The sequence below is a fragment of the Hydrogenophaga sp. genome, assembly GCF_026125785.1.
Taxonomy (GTDB): Bacteria; Pseudomonadota; Gammaproteobacteria; order Burkholderiales; family Burkholderiaceae_C; genus Hydrogenophaga.
In genome coordinates, this window is sequence record NZ_JAHCKL010000002.1 from 13,351 (window position 1) to 32,053 (window position 18,703).

At 67.6% G+C, this 18,703-nt stretch carries 18 protein-coding genes; 1 reads left to right on the forward strand and 17 read right to left on the reverse strand.

The window, feature by feature from the left end; all coding sequences use genetic code 11:
- Positions 1–22: 22 nt before the first annotated feature.
- Positions 23–649, forward strand: a complete 627-nt coding sequence (locus KIT53_RS02265; RefSeq protein ID WP_297746990.1) for an NIPSNAP family protein — start codon at positions 23–25, stop codon at positions 647–649.
- 43 nt (positions 650–692) lie between these two features.
- On the opposite strand, the gene KIT53_RS02270 is transcribed toward KIT53_RS02265, so the two are convergent.
- The 17 genes from KIT53_RS02270 to KIT53_RS02350 form a co-directional block, all read right to left on the reverse strand.
- The gene (locus tag KIT53_RS02270) at positions 693–1,424 is read right to left on the reverse strand and encodes an SDR family NAD(P)-dependent oxidoreductase (protein ID WP_297746993.1); all 732 of its coding nucleotides are present in this window, start codon (positions 1,422–1,424) and stop codon (positions 693–695) included.
- 25 nt (positions 1,425–1,449) lie between these two features.
- Positions 1,450–2,763 (reverse strand): TRAP transporter large permease, encoded by a 1,314-nt coding sequence (locus KIT53_RS02275; RefSeq protein ID WP_297746996.1) that lies wholly within the window; start codon positions 2,761–2,763, stop codon positions 1,450–1,452.
- A gap of 1 nt (position 2,764) precedes the next feature.
- Positions 2,765–3,277, reverse strand: coding sequence for a TRAP transporter small permease subunit (locus KIT53_RS02280; RefSeq protein ID WP_297747000.1), 513 nt, complete (start codon positions 3,275–3,277; stop codon positions 2,765–2,767).
- Positions 3,278–3,371: 94 nt separating this feature from the next.
- Positions 3,372–4,433 (reverse strand): TRAP transporter substrate-binding protein DctP, encoded by a 1,062-nt coding sequence (gene dctP / locus KIT53_RS02285; RefSeq protein WP_297747003.1) that lies wholly within the window; start codon positions 4,431–4,433, stop codon positions 3,372–3,374.
- Between the two features lie 118 nt (positions 4,434–4,551).
- Positions 4,552–5,295 carry an SDR family NAD(P)-dependent oxidoreductase gene (locus KIT53_RS02290; RefSeq protein ID WP_297747006.1) on the reverse strand — a complete coding sequence of 248 codons (744 nt, stop codon included), beginning with the start codon at positions 5,293–5,295 and terminating at the stop codon, positions 4,552–4,554.
- Positions 5,292–6,227: an NAD(P)-dependent oxidoreductase gene (locus KIT53_RS02295; protein ID WP_297747009.1), complete on the reverse strand. Its 936-nt coding sequence runs from the start codon at positions 6,225–6,227 to the stop codon at positions 5,292–5,294. The genes KIT53_RS02290 and KIT53_RS02295 overlap by 4 nt, the downstream gene beginning before the upstream one ends.
- 139 nt (positions 6,228–6,366) lie before the next feature.
- On the reverse strand, positions 6,367–7,323 hold the full coding sequence (locus tag KIT53_RS02300; RefSeq protein ID WP_297747012.1) for a LysR family transcriptional regulator: 957 nt from the start codon (positions 7,321–7,323) through the stop codon (positions 6,367–6,369).
- A gap of 24 nt (positions 7,324–7,347) precedes the next feature.
- Positions 7,348–8,481 (reverse strand): molecular chaperone DnaJ, encoded by a 1,134-nt coding sequence (gene dnaJ / locus KIT53_RS02305; protein ID WP_297747016.1) that lies wholly within the window; start codon positions 8,479–8,481, stop codon positions 7,348–7,350.
- Complete coding sequence (locus KIT53_RS02310; protein ID WP_297747019.1) at positions 8,474–8,875, reverse strand: four helix bundle protein; 402 nt, start codon at positions 8,873–8,875, stop codon at positions 8,474–8,476. The genes dnaJ and KIT53_RS02310 overlap by 8 nt, the downstream gene beginning before the upstream one ends.
- Positions 8,872–10,806 (reverse strand): molecular chaperone DnaK, encoded by a 1,935-nt coding sequence (dnaK, locus tag KIT53_RS02315; RefSeq protein WP_297747022.1) that lies wholly within the window; start codon positions 10,804–10,806, stop codon positions 8,872–8,874. The genes KIT53_RS02310 and dnaK overlap by 4 nt, the downstream gene beginning before the upstream one ends.
- Positions 10,807–10,924: 118 nt before the next feature.
- Positions 10,925–11,485, reverse strand: a complete 561-nt coding sequence (grpE, locus tag KIT53_RS02320) for a nucleotide exchange factor GrpE (RefSeq protein WP_297747025.1) — start codon at positions 11,483–11,485, stop codon at positions 10,925–10,927.
- Between the two features lie 177 nt (positions 11,486–11,662).
- Complete coding sequence (locus KIT53_RS02325; RefSeq protein ID WP_297747028.1) at positions 11,663–11,995, reverse strand: winged helix-turn-helix transcriptional regulator; 333 nt, start codon at positions 11,993–11,995, stop codon at positions 11,663–11,665.
- 160 nt (positions 11,996–12,155) lie between these two features.
- Positions 12,156–12,701 (reverse strand): MarR family winged helix-turn-helix transcriptional regulator, encoded by a 546-nt coding sequence (locus tag KIT53_RS02330; RefSeq protein WP_297747031.1) that lies wholly within the window; start codon positions 12,699–12,701, stop codon positions 12,156–12,158.
- 18 nt (positions 12,702–12,719) lie between these two features.
- A complete protein-coding gene (locus KIT53_RS02335) occupies positions 12,720–14,411 on the reverse strand; it encodes an acyl-CoA dehydrogenase family protein (RefSeq protein WP_297747034.1) in 1,692 nt (563 codons plus the stop codon).
- Positions 14,412–14,421: 10 nt separating this feature from the next.
- Positions 14,422–16,152, reverse strand: a complete 1,731-nt coding sequence (locus KIT53_RS02340; RefSeq protein ID WP_297747037.1) for a tannase/feruloyl esterase family alpha/beta hydrolase — start codon at positions 16,150–16,152, stop codon at positions 14,422–14,424.
- Between the two features lie 32 nt (positions 16,153–16,184).
- On the reverse strand, positions 16,185–16,919 hold the full coding sequence (locus KIT53_RS02345) for an ABC transporter ATP-binding protein (protein ID WP_297747040.1): 735 nt from the start codon (positions 16,917–16,919) through the stop codon (positions 16,185–16,187).
- A gap of 13 nt (positions 16,920–16,932) precedes the next feature.
- Positions 16,933–18,702, reverse strand: a complete 1,770-nt coding sequence (locus tag KIT53_RS02350) for a branched-chain amino acid ABC transporter ATP-binding protein/permease (RefSeq protein ID WP_297747043.1) — start codon at positions 18,700–18,702, stop codon at positions 16,933–16,935.
- Position 18,703: the final 1 nt, after the last annotated feature.

An 18,703-nucleotide genomic window follows, 5' to 3' on the forward strand; every position in this document is an offset into this window, starting at 1 on the left:
CCCTTCTCTTCACAAGGACCTCATGTACTACGAACTCGCTACCCTGACCCTGCCTTTCGGCACCGCAGCCACCGCAGCCCAGAACGCGCAAGCCTTTTGCGCCGCGCCCGAGGCCGGCGGCGAACTGCTGGCCTGCTGGTTCACCGACATCGGTGTGCTCAACCAGATGATCGTGCTGCGGGGCTTTTCGACACTGGCGGCGCTGGAGGCCGAACGCCAGCGCACGCAGCTCAGTGCCAGCCCCTTCGGCTGCGGTGAGATCTACCAGCGCCTGGAGCAGCACAGCTACCGCGGCTTTCCCTGGATGAAGCCGGTGAGGCCCAGTGCCGAGTCCGGTATCAGCGGTCCGGTCTACGAGATCCGCACCTACGGCATCAAGCCGGGCGGCACGCAGGCCACCATCGACCTCTGGGAGCAGTATGTGCCGCCGCGCGAAAAGCTCTCGCCCTGCGTGGTGGCCATGGTCGCGCTCGATGGCGTGCCGCGCTTCACCAACATCTGGGCCTACCCGACGCTGGACGCGCGCTCCAAGGCGCGCGCCGACGCGGTGGCTCAGGGCATCTGGCCGCCCAAGGGCGGGCCGTCCTTCCTGACCACCGACATGGTCTCGACCATCGCGCTGCCCACGGGCGTGTCGCCACTGCGGTAAGCCCGTCACGCATGGGCAGGTTCGGTGCGCCTGCCCATGCCGCTCAGTGCATGTAGAGCCCGCCGGTCACATCGATGGTGCAGCCCTGCACGTGGCGCGCGTCCTCGCTGGCGAGAAAGGCGATCACGTTGGCCACGTCGCGCGCCTGGCCGATGATGGTGCCGGGTGGGTATTCCTGCGCCGCGCTCAGCGGGGTGGCGATCACGCCCGGTGCGACGCCGTTGACGTTGATGCCGAACGGCGTGCCCGCCTTGGCGAAGGAGTAGGTCATGGAGACCACGCCACCCTTGGACGCCACATAGTCCACGCCCGAAGCCAGGCCGCCGATGCGCGCGGCGACCGAGGCGATGTTGACGATCTTGCCGAAGCGCCGCGGCTTCATCCGCTTGAAGGCTTCGCGTGCGCAGAGAAAGGAGCCGCGCAGGTTGATGTCCACCGTGCGGTCCCAGCGTTCGGCATCCACTTCCTCGATCGGCAGGTACGGGCAGACGCCTGCGCCGTTGACCAGAATGTGCAGGTCGCCGCACTCCGCGGTGACGAACTGGAACAGCGCCTCCACCGACGCCGGATCGGCCACGTCCAGCCGCGCGGGCAGGCAGCGCCGGCCCGTGGCCTGCTCGATCTCGGCGGCGGCCTGCTCGGCCGCCTCCTGCTGGCGGTCCGCCAGCACCAGAACGGAGGCACCACGCTCGGCCAGCACCAGCGCCGTTTCCTTGCCAATGCCACTGGCGCCGCCGGTGATCACGGCGCACTGTCCTTCAAAACTCGGGAACATGGGTATCAGGTCTCCTGTCTGGCCATTACTGCCGCATGTGCGAGACCAGGCCGGTGGCGATCTCGGGGTAGGCCATGATCAGGCCCAGCACCAACAGCATGGCGAGCACGAAAGGCGCGCTGCTGGCGAAGACCTCGGTAAGCGGCCCCGCGCGCGGGCCATCCATGCGGGTGCGCAGGCCGTGCATCACGAACAGGTTCATCCCCACCGGCGGCGTGATCAGCGACAGCTCGACCAGGATCACCGCCAGGATGCCGAACCACACCAGGTCCACTTGGGCCGCATGCAGGATGGGCAGCAGGATGGGCAGGGTGCAGACGATCATGGCCATGCTCTCCATGAACATGCCCAGCAGGATGTAGATCAGCGCGATGATCAGGATCAGCTCCATCTGCGTCAGGCCCAGGCCGCCGATCCAGTTGGAGATCGCGGCCGGCACGCCGCCCAGCGAGAGCACGAACTGCAGCAGGAAGGCGCTGACCACGACCAACAGCACCATGCTGGTGGTCGACGCCGTGGCCAGGAAGGTGTCGCGCAGCATGCGCAGGTTCACCCGGCCCTTGAGCAGCGCGAGCAGGAAGGCGCCCACGGAGCCGAAGCCCGCCGCCTCGGTGGGCGTGGCCACGCCCGCGTAGATGGTGCCCATCACCATGCCGAGCAGGAACAGCACCGGCAGCACGGCGGTCAGGCCGCGGATGCGCTCGGACCAGCTGTAGCGGGTTTCGATCTTGGGCGCGCGTTGCGGCGAGATCAGCGCCGCGATGAAGATGACCAGCATGAAGGTCGCCATCATCAGCAGACCCGGCACGATGCCAGCCATGTAGAGCTGGGCGATCGACACCTCGGCCATGATGGCGTAGATGATCATGATCACGCTGGGCGGGATCAGGATGCCCAGCGTGCCGCCTGCGGTGATCGAGCCCATGGCGAGCTTCTCGTCGTAGCCGTGCCGGCGCATCTCGGGCAGGGCCACGGCGCCGATGGTGGAGGTGGTGGCCACGCTGGAGCCGCAGATGGAGGCGAACAGGCCGCTGGCCAGCACGTTGGTGTGCAGCAGGCCGCCAGGTACCCGGCCCATCCACTTGCTCAGGATGGCGTAGAGCTCTTCGGTCACGCCACTGCGCAGCAGCAGCTCACCCATGAGGATGAACAGCGGCACCACGATCATGCCGCTGTTGCTGATGTTGTTCCAGGGGATCTGGCCGAAGAAGCCCCAGATCTCGCCGATGTGCAGCGCGCCGGCGATGGCCGCCGTCAGGCCCAGCGAACTGGCGATGTGAAAGCTCAGCAGGAAACATCCGATCAGCGCGATCAGTGTGGTGGAGACGATGGCGGCCATGTCAGATGCCTCCCTCTTCGGCGATGGGTTCGGGGTTGGCTATCGCGATCACCGTGGCCACCAGCGAGGTGACCGCGAAGATGATGAAGCCGAAGGAAGAGATGGCCTGCGGAATGTAGAGGTGCATCTCGATGATGGATTGCGGCACGGTCGAGCCCATCTCGTAGGACTCCATCGTGAGCAGGTAGCTGGAGTAGGCGAGCAGCCAGGCGAACACGGTCAGGCCGGCGAGCGCGCACACGCCGAACCAGCGCTTGACGGGGCGTGGCAGCAGCGGCAGCAGCACGTCCGAGCGCACGTGCGTGCCTGCCACGACGCCGTGCGCCAGGGCCCAGGTGGCACCCAGCGACAGGCAGAAGGATGCGATCTGGTCGGACACGCCGGTGAAAGGGCCACCCAGGGTGCGGCTGAGGGCGTCGCCGGTCATGTAGAAGGCCAGCAGGAGAAACAGCAGGCCGCTGATCCAGGCCATGGCCCTGGCCAGCTGTATGAGAGCGGTGTGGAAGATGCGCACGGACAACCTCTTGTCGTTGGAATGGCCAAAAGGTGGCGCGCTCCTCGCGGAGCTGCCACCCTCTGCAAGCCCGGCCTGCGCCGGGCCAGCCCGATCAGCTCAGCTTGTAGCCGACGATGGGCGAGAGGAACTCGTTGAACAGCGGCTTGGCGCGCGGGCCTGCGCGGCCGGCCCACCAGGGCACGATGTCCTCGGAGGAGATCTTGGTGAGCTGCGGCACGAATTCGGGCTTGGTTTCCTTGGTCAGGACCATGCCTTTTTCCAGTGCGTAGGCAAAGCCCAGCTGGTCGTTGTCGCTGCCCAGCTTCCAGCCCAGGTCGCTGAACTCCTTGTAGACGTCGGTGAAGACGCTGCGGAACTCCGCCGGCACCTTGGCCAGGCCACGCGTGCCGATCACCACGTACGAACCCATGGGCGGGATGTTGACGTTGGTCATGTACTTGGTGACTTCCCACAGGCTGCTGGCCTTGACGTGCTCGGTGCCGGTGATGGCGCCATCGATCACGCCGCGCTGCAGCGAGGGGTAGACGTCGGCCGTGGTCATGCTCACCGGCTCGGCGCCCAGTGCCGTCAGGAAGCGTGCCTGCGCCGGGGCGAACACGCGGATCTTCTTGCCCTTGAAGTCGTCCAGCTTGGCCAGCGGGAACTTGGTGTACATGAACATGGTGGACCAGCAGAACGAGCCCACGATCTTGCCACCCATGATGGACTCGTTCTTGCTCACGACGTTTTCGGTCCAGGCGTCGTAGAGCTTGCGCGACTGTGTGAAGCTGGTCGAGATGCCGGGCAGGTCGCAGGCTTCGATCAGCGGGAAGTCACCGGCCACGTAGCCCGGCAGGATCTCGGCCATGTCGATCACACCGGACTTGAGCACGCGCAGCATCTCGGTGCCGCCCAGGCCCAGTTCGCCGATGGTGGTGGTCTCGATCTCCACGCGGCCCTGGGTGCGGGTCTTGACCTGCTCCTGCAGCCAGGCCCACTTCTTGTAGGACTCGCCGTTGCGGTGCTGGATCACGGCCTTGAGTTTGACCACGTTCTGTGCCATGGCCGCCGGCACCAGGGCCGTGGTGCCACCAGCGACCACGGCTGCCGCGCCGCTGGCGCGCAGGAAATGGCGGCGGTTGAGCGCCGAAGCGCTGGGGTTGTTGTTGCTCATGTTGGCTCCTCTGGTAGGTGAACCGGGGCTTGCTTTGGTCAGACCCCGAGGGTGGGCACAGGCCCTCTCAGGCCTGCGCATGAAAACGCCCGCGCGCCAGGCGCCGGCGGCGACTTGCTCAGTACGTGGCGCGCCCGCCCGAGAGGTCGAAGGTCGACCCGGTCGAGAAGGAGCATTCGGGCGAACACAGCCAGGCGGCCAGGTGCGCCACTTCTTCGGGCTCGCCCGGGCGGCCCATGGGAATCTTGCCCAGCACCGTGGCCAGCAGTTCCGGTGTCATCTGGTCGATCAGCGGCGTGCGGATGACGGCCGGCGCGATCGCATTGACGCGCACCGGCGTGGTCGCCAGTTCCTTGCCCATGGACTTGGTCAGCGCGATCACGCCGGCCTTGGCCACCGAGTACGCGCTCTGCTGGGCGTTGCCCTCCTTGCCGGCGATGGAGGCGATGTTCACGATGCGGCCATAGCCGTTGCGCAGCATCGCCGGCACCACGGCACGGCCACACAGAAACGCGCTGTGCAGATTGATCGCCAGCGTGCGGTGCCATTCGGCCACGGGGTACTCATGCACCGGCAGCGAGGGGCCGGTGACGCCCACGCTGTGCACCAGCACGTCCAGGCGGCCATGGACCTGCTCGGCCTGTGCCATCGCGGCGCTCACCGCGCCTTCGTCGGTCAGGTCGGCCTGCAGCGCGGTGGCGCCCGGCAATTGCCGCGCCAGCGCATCCAGCGCCGACGGGTTGAGATCGAGCAGCACCAGCCGCGCGCCATCGCGCGCCAGGCGCTGAGCAATCTCGCGGCCGATCCCGCCTGCCGCGCCGGCCACCACGGCCACGCGGTCCTTCAATCTTGCATCGCTCATGCGGTCTGTCCTGCGGGTGAAGCGGCCACGCCTTCGGCGAACTGGGCCTGGTAGAAACGAACGGTGGCCGCGAGGCCCTCGGCGAGCGAGGTGCGCGGGCGCCCCGGGAAATGCACGTCCAGCTCGGCGTCGGACTGGCCCGCGGCGATCGGCATCGGAGGGCCATCGATCGACAGGCGCGCCTGCGGCACGATGGCCTTGAGCGTGTCGACCACCTCGGTCATGGACACCGTGTCACCCACCAGGTTGAACACATGGGCTCCCTGGGTGGGCGAGGTCGCGGCCCGCACGAACAGCGCGGCCGCGTCTTCCACATAGACCATGCCGCAGTCGCCGCTGAAGGGCACCACATACGGCTCGCCGCGTGCGGCGGCATGGCAGGCCAGGCTGGGGCCGGCGCTCAGACCGCCGTCGCGGCCGGGGCCATACACCACGAAGGGACGGAATCCCACGCTGGCGATCCCTGCATCGCGCCAATAGGCGCGCGCCGAACCCTCGGTGGCCAGCTTGAAGGCGCCGTAGTGCGTTTCGGGCCGGGGGTGCTGCGCGTCTTCGCTACCGAACACGCCGGCCGTGCTGGCGTACACCACCGAGGCCAAGCCCTGCTGGCGCGCGACCTCGAACACGTTGAGCGTGCCGATGAGGTTGATCTCCGCGCCACGCACGGGGTTGTTCTGGCAGGCCGGTGTCAGCACCCCGGCCAGGTGGATGATGGCGTCGCAGGTCTGGGCCGCCATGGCCACGTCCTGCTGGCGGCGAATGTCGCCCACCACCCAGACGAGGTCGCGCGCTGCGCGCGCACCGGCGATCTCGGCGACCTTGCCGCGTTCGCCCACGATGTCGAAGACCAGCGGTTCATGACCCGCTTCCATCAGATGCCGGACGATCCAGGCACCCAGGAAGCCGCTGCCTCCTGTGACCAATACCCTCATGTTGCTCCTCGAATGATTGTGTGTTCACGGGGTTGTTTTTCATTCTAGGAAGGGGGTATTCAATACAGAAGGCAAAAAAGGCAAACAGCAAGTTTGCGAAATGCAAACTTGCTGGCCGCCCTCCGGACCTCGGGCCTTCTCAGACCGAAGGAGGCGACTCCGCGCGCGCGGCGCGTTCGAGGAACAGCGACTGCACCACCGACCGCAGCCAGCGCAGGCCCGGGTCGTGGTGGTAGCGCTCGTGCCAGTACTGCTTCACGGTGAAGGGCGGCACGGGGATGGGGCAGGGAAAGAGGCTCAGGCCGGAGCTGCGTGCCAGGGCATGCCCGGTGCGGCTGGGCATGGTGGCGATCAGGTCGCTGGAGGAGACGATGGCCGGGATGCCCATGTAGACCGGCATTTCCAGGAACACCTGGCGCGTGACCTGGGCACGCTCCAGGGCGGCATCGAGCATGCGGTGGCCGGTGCCATAGACGATGTTGACGTGGCCTTCGCGCATGTAGGCCTGACGGTCCAGGGTATTGCGCAGGCGTGGGTGCTCCGGGTTGACCAGACAGACCCAGACCTGGTCGAACAAGGCCTGCTGGTAGAAGCCCTTGTCCAGGTCAGGCACCAGCCCCACGGCCAGATCGGCCTCGCCGGACTCCAGTTGCGCGGCGGTCTGCGGGCTGATCTTGATCGCTTCCAGCCGCACCTGCGGCGCATGCACGCGCATGTGGGCCAGCAACTGCGGCAGCAAAGTGAGCATGCCGCCATCGGACATGCACAGGCGAAAGCCACGTGCGTCCTGCGCGGGGTTGAAGTCGGGAGGCTCCTCGCTCAGGCTGCGGATCGCCGCCAGCGCTTCGCGCACCGTGCCGATCAGGGCATCGGCACGCGGCGTGGGCTGCATGCCGGTGGCGGTGCGCACGAACAGCGGGTCCTGCAGGGCGGTGCGCAGGTGCGACAGCCAGATGCTCACCGTCGGCGGGCTCTGGCCCAGTTGCTCGGCCACGCGGCCGAGGCGCCGCAAGGTGTAGAGCGCATCGAAGAAGCGCAGCAGCTTGACGTCCAGCAGCGGGTCGTCGGGCTTGTGCCGGTCGCTCTTCGTCGCCATGGTCCCGGGCGCCTGGGCGCGCGATCAGCTGAAGAAGGACTTGGCCTTCTCGAACCAGCCCTTGTCGTTAGGGCTGTGCTTGTGGCCGCCCTTGCGGAACGACTCGTCGAGCTCCTTGAGCAGCTTGCGCTGGTGCTCGGTGAGCTTCACCGGCGTTTCCACCGCCACATGGCAGTAGAGGTCGCCCGGGTAGCTCGAGCGCACACCCTTGATGCCCTTGCCGCGCAGCCGGAAGGTCTTGCCGCTCTGCGTGCCCTCGGGCAGGTCGATCGTGGCCTTGCCCTGCAGCGTGGGCACGTCGATCTCGCCGCCCAGCGCCGCAGTGGTCATGCTCACCGGCACCTGGCAGTGCAGGTCATCGCCTTCGCGCTCGAAGATGTCGTGCTTGCGCAGGCGCACCTCGATGTAGAGGTCGCCCGAAGGGCCGCCGTTCTGGCCCGGTTCGCCGTTGCCGGTGCTGCGGATGCGCTGGCCATCGTCGATGCCCGCGGGAATCTTGATCTCCAGTGTCTTCTGGCGCTTGATCTTGCCCTGGCCCTGGCAGGTGGTGCAGGGCTCGGGGATGATCTTGCCGCTGCCGTGGCAGTGCGGGCAGGTCTGCTGTACGCTGAAGAAGCCCTGGCGCATCTGCACCACGCCCTGGCCATGGCAGGTCGTGCAGGTCTTGACGCTGGTACCGGGCTTGGCGCCCGTGCCCTTGCAGGTTTCGCAGTCGTCCCAGGAAGGGATGCGGATCTGCGTCTCCTTGCCGGCGGCGGCTTCTTCCAGCGAGATCTCCATTGCGTAGGAGAGGTCGGCACCCCGGTAGACCTGGCGGCCACCGCGCTGACCGCGCGCTCCGCCGAAGATGTCGCCAAAGATGTCGCCGAACGCATCGCTGAAGCCGCCGAAGCCCTCGGCCCCGCCCGGGCCGCCCCGCATGTTGGGGTCCACGCCAGCATGGCCATACTGGTCGTAGGCGGCCTTCTTCTGCGGATCGGAGAGCATCTCGTAGGCCTCCTTGGCCTCCTTGAATTTCTCTTCCGCCGCCTTGGCCGCATCACCCTGGTTGCGGTCAGGGTGGTGCTTCATCGCGAGCTTGCGATACGCCTTCTTGATCTCGTCGTCCGAGGCGTTCTTGGGAACACCGAGTACTTCGTAGTAGTCGCGTTTAGCCATGGTCGTTTTGAGTTATGCGTTGTGCGTTGAGCGAGTTGCGAAGTCCGTTGAGCAGTGCGAACAAGCGTTCAATATCCAGCGCCAGGTCGTCAGCCCCTTGGACGAATCCCAATTCCTTTGCCAGCAGAACTTGCGTTTCCATCTCGTTGAGCGACCCGCGCGCCATGGTGACGAAATGCGCGAACTCCTTTCGAGTCGAACGACCCGCGCCTTCGGCGAGGTTGCTCGGAATCGAGACCGCCGCGCGCCTGAGCTGCGATGTCAGACCGAACATTTCGTTGCGCGGAAAAGCCTCCGTGATCTCGTAGATGCGCCTGGCAAGCGCAAAAGACACTTGCCAGGCGACGAGTTCGCGGTAGTTCCGCACGCCGAACGCTGAACGCCGTTCGCTCAACCCTTCTTCACTTCCTTGACTTCGGCGTCGACCACGTCGTCGTCGGTCGGCTTGCCGCCTGCCTGCGCCGTGGTGTCGGCGCCGCCAGCAGCGGCGGCCTGTTCGGCCTGCGAGGCGGCGTACACCTTCTCGCCCAGCTTCTGGCTGGCCGTCATCAGCGCCTCGGTCTTGCCTTCGATCGCTTCCTTGTCGTCGCCCTTGGCGGCTTCTTCCAGGTCCTTGATCGCGGCTTCGATGGCGTCCTTCTCGGCCGCCTCCAGCTTGTCGCCATGCTCGCCCAGCGACTTCTTCACGCTGTGCACCATGGCTTCGGCCTGGTTGCGGGCCTGCACCAACTCGACCTTCTTCTTGTCCTCGGCCGCGTTGAGCTCGGCGTCCTTGACCATCTGCTGGATCTCGGCCTCGGAGAGGCCGGAATTCGCCTTGATGGTGATCTTGTTTTCCTTGCCGGTGCCCTTGTCCTTGGCGCCCACGTGCAGGATGCCGTTGGCGTCGATGTCGAAGGTCACTTCGATCTGCGGCATGCCGCGCGGCGAAGCCGGGATGCCTTCGAGGTTGAATTCGCCCAGCAGCTTGTTGCCCGAGGCGATCTCGCGCTCACCCTGGAACACCTTGATGGTCACCGCCGGCTGGTTGTCCTCGGCGGTGGAGAACACCTGGCTGAACTTGGTCGGGATGGTGGTGTTCTTCTGGATCATCTTGGTCATCACGCCACCCATGGTCTCGATGCCCAGCGAGAGCGGCGTCACGTCCAGCAGCAGCACGTCCTTGCGGTCACCCGAAAGCACCTGGCCCTGGATGGCGGCGCCCACGGCCACGGCTTCGTCGGGGTTGACGTCCTTGCGCGGGTCCTTGCCGAAGAACTCCTTGACCTTTTCCTGCACCTTGGGCATGCGCGTCATTCCACCGACCAGGATCACGTCGTGGATGTCGGACACGCTGATGCCGGCGTCCTTGATGGCCGTGCGGCAGGGCGCGATGGTGCGTTCGATCAGTTCTTCCACCAGGGCTTCGAGCTTGGCGCGCGTGAGCTTGATGTTCAGGTGCTTCGGACCCGAGGCGTCGGCGGTGATGTAGGGCAGGTTGATGTCGGTGGCGGCGGACGAGGACAGCTCGATCTTGGCCTTCTCGGCCGCTTCCTTCAGGCGCTGCAGGGCCAGCACGTCCTTGCTCAGGTCCACGCCTTGTTCCTTCTTGAACTCGGCAATGATGTGGTCGATGATGCGCTGGTCGAAATCTTCGCCGCCCAGGAAGGTGTCGCCGTTGGTGGAGAGCACCTCGAACTGCTTCTCGCCATCGACGTCGGCGATTTCGATGATGGACACGTCGAACGTGCCACCGCCCAGGTCGTACACGGCGATCTTGCGGTCACCCTTTTCCTGCTTGTCCAGGCCGAAGGCCAGGGCCGCGGCGGTGGGCTCGTTGATGATGCGCTTGACGTCCAGGCCCGCGATGCGGCCGGCGTCCTTGGTGGCCTGGCGCTGGGCGTCGTTGAAGTAGGCCGGCACGGTGATCACGGCCTCGGTCACGGCCTCGCCCAGGTAGTCCTCGGCGGTCTTCTTCATCTTGCGCAGGATGTCGGCGCTGACCTGCTGGGCGGAGATCTGCTTGCCGCGCACCTCCACCCAGGCGTCACCGTTATCGGCCGCCACGATGGAGTAGGGCATCAGGTTGATGTCCTTCTGCACTTCCTTTTCGGTGAACTTGCGGCCGATCAGGCGCTTGATCGCGTACAGCGTGTTCTTGGGGTTGGTCACCGCCTGGCGCTTGGCGGAAGCACCGACCAGCACCTCACCGTCTTCCTGGTAGGCGACGATGGAGGGCGTGGTGCGCGCGCCTTCGGCGTTCTCGATCACCTTGGTGGTGTTGCCTTCCATGATGGACACGCAGCTGTTGGTCGTGCCCAGGTCAATGCCAATGATTCGTCCCATGTTGTGACTCCGAGAGAGGTAAGTTGAACTGTTGAAGAGGTGTGGATAAGTCTGGGGATTTCAAGGGGGTTGGGTGTGGAGCGTGGGGTGTCGCAGCCAACCCTTGGCCCTGGGTTTCTCAGCGCGGCGCGGCCACGGTCACCAGCGCGGGGCGCAGCACCCGGTCGGCGATCAGGTAGCCCTTCTGCAGCACCGTCACCACGGTGTTGGCTTCCTGGTCGGCCGGCACCATGCTGATGGCCTGGTGCTGGTGCGGGTCGAAGCGGCTTGCGGCGGCGGGGTTGATTTCCAGCACCTTGTGGCGCTCCAGCGCGCTCTTGAGCTGGCGCAGCGTGGCTTGCGAACCTTCGCGCAATTGCTCGCTCGTGGCCTCCTGCACCGCCAGGCCGGCTTCCAGGCTGTCCGCCACGGCCAGCATGCTTTCGGCAAAGCTTTCCACCGCGAACTTGCGCACCTTGGCGATCTCTTCCTCGGCGCGGCGGCGGGCGTTTTCGGCTTCGGCCTTGGCGCGCAGGAACTGGTCGGCCAGGTCGGCGTTCTGGGCCTTGAGGGTCGCCAACTCCTGCTGCAGGGCGGCTTGTGCATCGGCCTCGCTGGCGGCCTCGGCGGCCAGTTGTTCTTCCGCGCTCATGGGCGGGTTCTGGTCGGGTTGCTCGTTCTGGGGGGGCGTCTGACTCATGGTTCTGTGGTGGCGTGAAATCGTTGGCCAGGCTGGCCGTTGACGTCAGTTGGGGCCGGTCTGGCCGACTTCAAGGGGGGCAGGTCTGCGGCCGGGGCGTCCCGGCTGCCGGCGCCGGGGTGCGGCTGGGCTCGCGTGCGGGAGCAGGCCTTGCGGCGGCGATCCCGGGGGGTGATTCTATGTCCCGCCGAGACGCCCGGTCCCGCTGCGGGCCTGCTGCTGCGACCATTTGCCGGCGAAGGGCTGTATCTCGGCCAGCCGGCGGGCCAGATCCGCCCCCTGCGTGGTGAGACGGTAGCCGCTGCCCCCGTGGTGGTCCACCAGGTGCGCCGCGCGCAGTTCCTTGATGCGGGTGTTGAGCGTGTTGGGCGTGACGCCGCCCACGCTGTCCTGCAGCAGGCGGAAGGTCTGGGGATGGCCATCGCTCAGGGCCCAGATGATGCGCATGGCGTAGCGTGACTCCAGCAGATCGAGCAACTGGATCACGGCGGCGTTGTCCTTGGCACTCATGCGCGGTCTCCTGGCGTGGCCTCTGAGGCTCAGGCACTATAGGCAGGAAACCGGCGCGCTACCAGTTTGCTGGCTGCGTGCGGTGCAGCAATGTGGTGCAAAGGCCAAGGATCGGGATTTGTCCTGATTGCGCTGGACCTTGGGCGTGCGGAGCGGTTCTTCAGCGCTGGTAAACGCGGCGCAGCAAGGTGATGAGGGTCTGGACTTCGTCGGCGTTCAGGCCATGGGCGACGCCTTGTTCCAGTTCGGTGGCCGTGGCCTGGGCCTCGCGGTAGAGCCGCTGCCCGGCGGCGGAGAGGTGCAGGCCCTGGGCGCGACGGTCGGTGGGATGGGGTTTGCGCAGGATCAGGCCGCGCTTGTGCAGGCTCTTGATCATGCCCACCAGGTTGGGTGGCAGGATGTCCAGGGTGGCGCAGATCTGGCGTGAGGTGACGCCGGGGTTGTAGGCCACGACGGAGAGCACCGAGAAGTCCACCGGTCGCAGGTCGTAGGGCGCCATGCGCCGCAGGAACACGGCGATCACCGCCAGCGCAGCCCGCCTGGCGTTGTAGCCCAGCAGGGTTTGCAGGTAGCTGGTGTCGACCTCGGGTGCCTCGGCGGCCGGCGTGCCGCCGGTGTCCGGCGCCGGTGTGGCCAGGCGCGGCGCGGGGCGTTTGCGAGGGCCGCGTGGGCGGCGCAGGGCGTTGGCGGCAGAGAGGTCGGGCATGGTCTGAGTATGCGGGGTTCAGGCACCGTCGAGCGTGGCGTCGAGCAGGTTCAGGCGCATGCCGAACTCCGGCCAGACAAAGCGCCAGAAGGCGGCGGACGCCTCGTCGTCCCGGGCGCAGGCCGTGAGGCGCGTGGCGGCCCAGGCCATGAGCAGCAGGGCGCAGGCGCGCAGGAAATCGTCGGCCAGCCAGTGGGCGCGGTCGGCCGGCGCGTCCGCCGCCCGGGTGCCGGGCAGCAGGCGTTCCCGCACGAAGCTGCCGAAACCGCGCAGCGCATCCTGTGCCCGAGCCGCGTGGGGTAGGCCGTCGAGGTCGGCATGCAGCTCGTCGAGCAGCGCGAGCAGGGCGACCGCGCCGTCGGGCAGTGTCTTGCGCAGCAGCAGGTCGATCGCCTGGATCTCGTTCGTGCCTTCGTAGATCATGGCCACGCGGGCATCGCGCACGTGCTGCTCGATGCCCCATTCGCGCACATAGCCATGGCCACCGAAAACCTGCAGGCAGGCGCTGGCGCCGGTGAAGGCCTGTTCGGTCCAGGCGGCCTTGAGCACCGGCGTGACCAGGCTGCACCAGCGCGCGGCGGCTTCGCGCCGGGTGGCGTCGGGGTGGTGCTTCAGCACGTCGAGTTCGAGCGCGGTGCGGTACGCCACCACGCGGCCGGTCGCGATCCAGGCCTGCTGCGTGCGCAGGATGCGCTGCATGGCCGGGTGCAGGGCGATCAGGTCCGCGGCTTCCCGGCTGCCGGGGGCGCGCATCTGCCGCCGCTCCTGCGCATAGGCACAGGCCTTCTGCCATGCGGCATCCAGCAGGCCGATGCCTTGCAGACCCACGTGCAGGCGCGCCGCGTTCATCATCACGAACATGGCGTTCAGGCCCTTGCCGGGCTCGCCCACGAGCTCTGCCACGGCGTCGTCGAAACGCATCACGCAGGTGGGGCTGCCGTGCAGGCCCATCTTCTCCTCGATGCGGTCGCAGTGCACGGCGCTGCGCTGGCCATGCTCGTCGAATTTGGCCAGCACGAACAGCGACAGGCCCTTGGGCCCGGGCGGCGCGTCGGGCAGGCGGGCCAGGACCAGGTGCACGATGTTGTCGGACAGGTCGTGCTCGCCGCCGGAGATGAAGATCTTGGTGCCGTTGAGGGTGTAGCGGCCATCGGGCCGCGGCGTGGCGCGCGTGCGGACCAGGCCAAGGTCGCTGCCGGCGTGCGGCTCGGTCAGGCACATGGTGGCCAGCCATTCGCCGCTGCCCAGCTTGCCCAGGTAGCGCGCCCGGATGGCTTCACTGCCATGGTGGCGCAGGCATTCGTAGGCACCGTGCAGCAGGCCCGGCGCCATGGTCCAGCCGTGGTTGGCGGCGCTGAGCATCTCGTAGAGCACCGCCTCCATCACCGCCGGCAGGCCTTGGCCACCGTCCTGCGGCGCGCTGGACAGCGAGGGCCAGCCGGCCTGCCAGAAGGCCTGGTAGGCGTCCCGGAAGCCTGGCGGCATGGTGACGCTGCCGTCCTTCCACTGCGCGCCCACTTCGTCGCCCTCGCGGTTGAGCGGTGCCACGACTTCACCGACGAATTTGCCGGCTTCCTCGATGACCTGTGTCAGCAGATCGGTGTCGGCGTGTTCGGCCAGAGCGGGCAGGGTGGCCAGGGTATCCCGGGCGCGCAGCACGTCGAACAGCACATGGGCGTGCTCGCTGGCGCGGGGTTGGTAGGCGTTCATGGCAGGGGACTCAGCGGCAGGTGAAGCTGGATGCGGATTCGATGGGGCCCGAGCCGTTGTAGTGCGCCACCGTGGGGTAGGCGCACAGCGGACGGGTGCGGGAGGCGGACCAGTCCGCGGGCAGTTCGGGGTTGGTGCCGCCGGCGTTGCCTGCGCCGCGTGCGCTGGCGGTGACGGCCTGGGGCGGCACGCCTTGCTCGACCCACTTCACCAGCGGCGTGAGCAGATCGAACTGATCGGTGGCAGGACCGCCGCTGCAGTGGTTCATGCCCGGTACCGGGAAGTAGCGTGCGAAGTCGCTCGCCCGTCCGCCTTGCGAGCGGTTCACTCGCTCCAGCCACTGGCGCGTGTCCTCGGCGGAGAAGATGGCGTCGCTCACGCCGTGGTACAGCACCATCTTGGCCCCGCGCGCGCGCAGCGGCAGCAGGTTGTCCGGTTGTTCGTGGCCGGGCGGGCTCATGAGCGAAAGGCCCGATTCGCGGTAGGTCTCCGTGGTGGCCGAGATGGCGGGGAGCAGCGCGTCGATGTCGGCGCTGGCGAAGTTGACCGGCGCGGCCGGCGGCGCGGTGAACACGGTGCCCACCGACAGCGGGTCCAGCGCCACGGCGTTGACGAATTTCCAGGTGGCCCAGTTGGCTCCGGCAATGCCGATGTCGTGCGGGAAAGCGCTGTAGATGGTTCGGCCGCTGGCGGTCTTGCCGCCGGCCTGCACCTGCGCCAGCGTGCTCTTCTGTGCCGGCGTGAGGCAACTGCCGTCGCGTGCGCCGCTGCAGGTCGGCACGTCGCGCACCACGTCAAAGGCAGCCTGGCAGGCCTGCGTGGCCTGCACCTGGCCGTCGGAGAGGCCATCGAGCGCATCGCAGCGGCCCAGGATGGCGCGTGCCACGGTCTGGCGCTCCGCCGGGCTGAGCGCGCTGGCCAGGTCCGGGATGTTCGCGTTCGGGTTCAGCGGGTGCTTCACCGTTGCGCCTGGCGTGGCCAGTGGCGCCCAGCGCTGCGCGCCCCAGAGCTGGGCGAGCGCCGCGTTGGGCAGGCGGTAGCCGGGGGCGCCTATGAGGTAGCCGTCGTATTCGGCCCCCAGCCGGCTCGCGGCCACCATGGCGTGCCGTCCGCCGTTGGAGCAGCCACCGATGTAAGACCGGTCCGGTGCCTTGCCGTAGGCGCTCGCGATCAGCGCCTTGGCCATCGGCGTGAGCTGGGCCACGGCCTGGTAGCCGTAGTCCAGACGGGCTTGCGGTTCGAGTCCGAAGTAGGGCGTCTGTGCGCCGGTGTGGCCGGCGTCGGAGCTGATCACGGCGAAGCCTTGCACCAGTGCCCCGGTGAGCGGGCCGCCGCCCAGCGCGCCCTCGGCCGGGCGCACCGAGCCATCCAGGCCGCCGTTGCCCTGGTAATAGAAGCGCCCGTTCCAGGTCTGGGGCAGGCGCATCTCGAAGCCGATGGCGTAGTCGCGCCCGTCGCTGCCTTTGCGCGGCTGCATGCGGCCCTTGACGAGGCAGTGTGCCGCCACCGGCTGGCCCGCCAGTTGCAGCGCCCCGGCTGGCGCCGGCGCCGCGGAATCGATCACGGTCTGCGCATGCCGGAACTGGCCCGCCAGTGCTTCGCACTGGCGCAGGCTGGCGCCCGTGGCCGCGGAGAGCTGGGCCGGCGCTGCCGGCGGCGATGGCGGGGTGGCGCAGGCCGCCAGAAGCAGGCCCAGCGTGGTGGCGATGCCCAGGCGGGTGGTAGCGGCAGAGGTCTGCATGGCGAATCCCCTTGACGGATACATCTGGTGGCTCAGGCGGCCTGGCGCGACGTGCCCAGGTAGGTCTCGATCACGCGCGGGTCGTTGGCGAGCTCGCTGGCCGGCCCCTGCGCGCTGAGTTCACCCATCTCCAGCACATAGCCGTGGTCGGCCACCTGCAAGGCGGCGCGGGCGTTCTGCTCCACCAGCACGATGGTCACGCCGGTCTGGCGCAGGCGCTCGATGATGGCGAAGATCTCGCGCACGATCAGTGGCGCCAGACCCAGGCTGGGTTCGTCGAGCATGAGCAGGTCCGGGCCCGACATGAGCGCGCGGCCCACCGCCAGCATCTGGCGCTCGCCGCCAGAGAGCGTGCCGGCGAGTTGGGTGCTCCGCTCCTTGAGGCGTGGGAAGATGGTGTACACCTCGTCGAGGCGGCTGCGCCAGCGGCTGTTGCCCAGCCGCATCTGGCGGAAGCCCCCCAGCAGCAGGTTGTCTTCCACCGGCATGGTGCCGAACAGCTCGCGTTTCTCTGGCACCAGCGCCATGCCGTTCATCACGCGTTCTTCCAGCGTGAGCGTGTTGATGTCCTGGCCGCGGAACTCGATCACGCCTTGCCCGGGCAGCACGCCCATGAGCGTGTTCAGCAGCGTGGACTTGCCGGCGCCATTGGGGCCGATGACGGTGATCACGCCGCCGGGTTGTGCCTGGAGGTCGATGCCGTGCAGCACCTCGGCGCGGCCGTAGCCTGCCCGCAGGCCCTTGACCTGGAGAATGGGGTTGCTCATGTCTGGTGCCTCGTCAGTGTTCTGTTCCAAGGTAGGCGGCGCGCACCTTCGGATCCTGTTGCACCTGCGCGGGCGGCCCTTGCGTGAGCAGCGTGCCGAACTCCATCACCACCAGGTGGTCGCAGATCTGCATCACCAGGTCCATGTCGTGCTCGACGAGCAGGATGCTCATACCTTCGTTGCGAAGCTGGCGCAGCACATCGGCCAGGGCCTGCTTCTCCTTGTGGCGCAGGCCGGCGGCGGGCTCGTCGAGCAGCAGCAGCGTGGGGTCCGCGCACAGGGCCCGTGCGATTTCCATGAGGCGCTGCGGGCCCATGGCCAGATTGCCGGCCTGTTCGTGCAGGTACTCGCCCATGCCGATGCGTTCGAGCTGGCGCTGGGCCTCGCGAAAGAGCTGGCGCTCCTCGGCGCGGTTGGTGCGCAGCATGGCGGGCAGCACACCCTTGCGGCCGCGCGTGTAGGCGCCCAGGGCCACGTTCTCCAGCACCGTCATGTCCGGGATCATCTTCACGTGCTGAAAGGTGCGCGCGAGTCCCATGCGGGCAATCTCGCGCGAGGGTTTGCCCACGATGTTCTCGTTCTGGAAGTGCACCTCGCCCGCGGTGGCGGGCAGCACGCCGGTGATGAGGTTGAAGGTGGTCGACTTGCCCGCCCCGTTGGGACCGATCAGGCCGACGATCTGGCCGGCGCGGATCTGGAAACTCACGTCGTTGACGGCGACCAGTCCACCGAACTGCATGCGCGCCTTGCGCACATCGAGCACGAGCTCGCCGCGCGCCGGGCGGGCCCGCTCAGGCAGTGCCGGGGCATCCTGCCAGTCGACCTTGCGCGGACGCGGTGGCCGGTGCCGGCCAACCAGGGACCACAGCCCGTCCGGCAGGTACTTGAGCACCACCACCAGCGCGATGCCGAAGACGATCACCTCGTAGCTGCCGCTGGTGCCGATCAGCCTGGGCAGCAGCACCTGCAGCTGGTCTTCCAGCACGCGGATCAGGCCGGCGCCGACGATGGCGCCCCAGACGTAGCCGACGCCGCCGATCACCGCCATGAACAGGTACTCGATGCCCATCTTCAAGCCGAAGGCCGACGGGTTGACGGTGCGCTGGAAGTGCGCGAGCAGCCAGCCCGCCACCGAGGCGAACAGCGCGGCCAGCACGAAGATGGTGACCTTGTAGCGGAAGGTGCTGATGCCCATGGCCTCGGCCATCTGAGAGCCGCTCTTGAGCGACCGGATGGCGCGGCCGGCCCGCGAGTCCAGCAGGTGCAGCAAGGCCGCCACGAAGGCCAGCAGGATGGCCCAGGTCAACACGAAGAAGGCGCGCCCCTGGCCGATGTCGAAGTCGCCGATGGACAGGCTCTGGATGCCCAGCAGGCCGTCGTACTTGCCCAGTGCGTCGAGGTTGCCCATCAGGTAATAGAGCGAGAGGCCCCAGGCGATGGTGGCCAGCGGCAGGTAGTGGCCGGACATGCGCAGCGTGAGCAGGCCCACCAGCAGCGCGCTGCCCGCCGTGAGGCCCAGGCCGACGAACAGCGTCAGCCAGGGCGACATGCCGGTGTTGAGCGTGAGCCAGGCCGTGGTGTAGGCGCCGATGCCCACGAAGGCCGCCTGCCCGAACGAGGTAAGGCCGCCCACGCCGGTGAGCAGGATCAGGCCGAGCACGGTCATGCTGTACATGCCGATGTAGTTGAGCTGGGTGATCCAGAAATCGGGCAGCGGCAGCACGGCGATCAGCGGGATCGCGGCGGCCAGGATCAGCAGGCCGAGGGTTTGGTTCTTGGGCATG

Excerpts from the sequence above, each read along its gene's own strand:
- KIT53_RS02265 (WP_297746990.1), top strand. The coding sequence starts at position 23 with ATGTACTACGAACTCGCTACCCTGACCCTGCCTTTCGGCACCGCAGCC.
- KIT53_RS02270 (WP_297746993.1), bottom strand. The coding sequence starts at position 1,424 with ATGTTCCCGAGTTTTGAAGGACAGTGCGCCGTGATCACCGGCGGCGCC.
- KIT53_RS02275 (WP_297746996.1), bottom strand. The coding sequence starts at position 2,763 with ATGGCCGCCATCGTCTCCACCACACTGATCGCGCTGATCGGATGTTTC.
- dctP (WP_297747003.1), bottom strand. The coding sequence starts at position 4,433 with ATGAGCAACAACAACCCCAGCGCTTCGGCGCTCAACCGCCGCCATTTC.
- KIT53_RS02290 (WP_297747006.1), bottom strand. The coding sequence starts at position 5,295 with ATGAGCGATGCAAGATTGAAGGACCGCGTGGCCGTGGTGGCCGGCGCG.
- KIT53_RS02295 (WP_297747009.1), bottom strand. The coding sequence starts at position 6,227 with ATGAGGGTATTGGTCACAGGAGGCAGCGGCTTCCTGGGTGCCTGGATC.
- KIT53_RS02300 (WP_297747012.1), bottom strand. The coding sequence starts at position 7,323 with ATGGCGACGAAGAGCGACCGGCACAAGCCCGACGACCCGCTGCTGGAC.
- dnaJ (WP_297747016.1), bottom strand. The coding sequence starts at position 8,481 with ATGGCTAAACGCGACTACTACGAAGTACTCGGTGTTCCCAAGAACGCC.
- dnaK (WP_297747022.1), bottom strand. The coding sequence starts at position 10,806 with ATGGGACGAATCATTGGCATTGACCTGGGCACGACCAACAGCTGCGTG.
- grpE (WP_297747025.1), bottom strand. The coding sequence starts at position 11,485 with ATGAGTCAGACGCCCCCCCAGAACGAGCAACCCGACCAGAACCCGCCC.
- KIT53_RS02325 (WP_297747028.1), bottom strand. The coding sequence starts at position 11,995 with ATGAGTGCCAAGGACAACGCCGCCGTGATCCAGTTGCTCGATCTGCTG.
- KIT53_RS02330 (WP_297747031.1), bottom strand. The coding sequence starts at position 12,701 with ATGCCCGACCTCTCTGCCGCCAACGCCCTGCGCCGCCCACGCGGCCCT.
- KIT53_RS02335 (WP_297747034.1), bottom strand. The coding sequence starts at position 14,411 with ATGAACGCCTACCAACCCCGCGCCAGCGAGCACGCCCATGTGCTGTTC.
- KIT53_RS02340 (WP_297747037.1), bottom strand. The coding sequence starts at position 16,152 with ATGCAGACCTCTGCCGCTACCACCCGCCTGGGCATCGCCACCACGCTG.
- KIT53_RS02345 (WP_297747040.1), bottom strand. The coding sequence starts at position 16,919 with ATGAGCAACCCCATTCTCCAGGTCAAGGGCCTGCGGGCAGGCTACGGC.
- KIT53_RS02350 (WP_297747043.1), bottom strand. The coding sequence starts at position 18,702 with ATGCCCAAGAACCAAACCCTCGGCCTGCTGATCCTGGCCGCCGCGATC.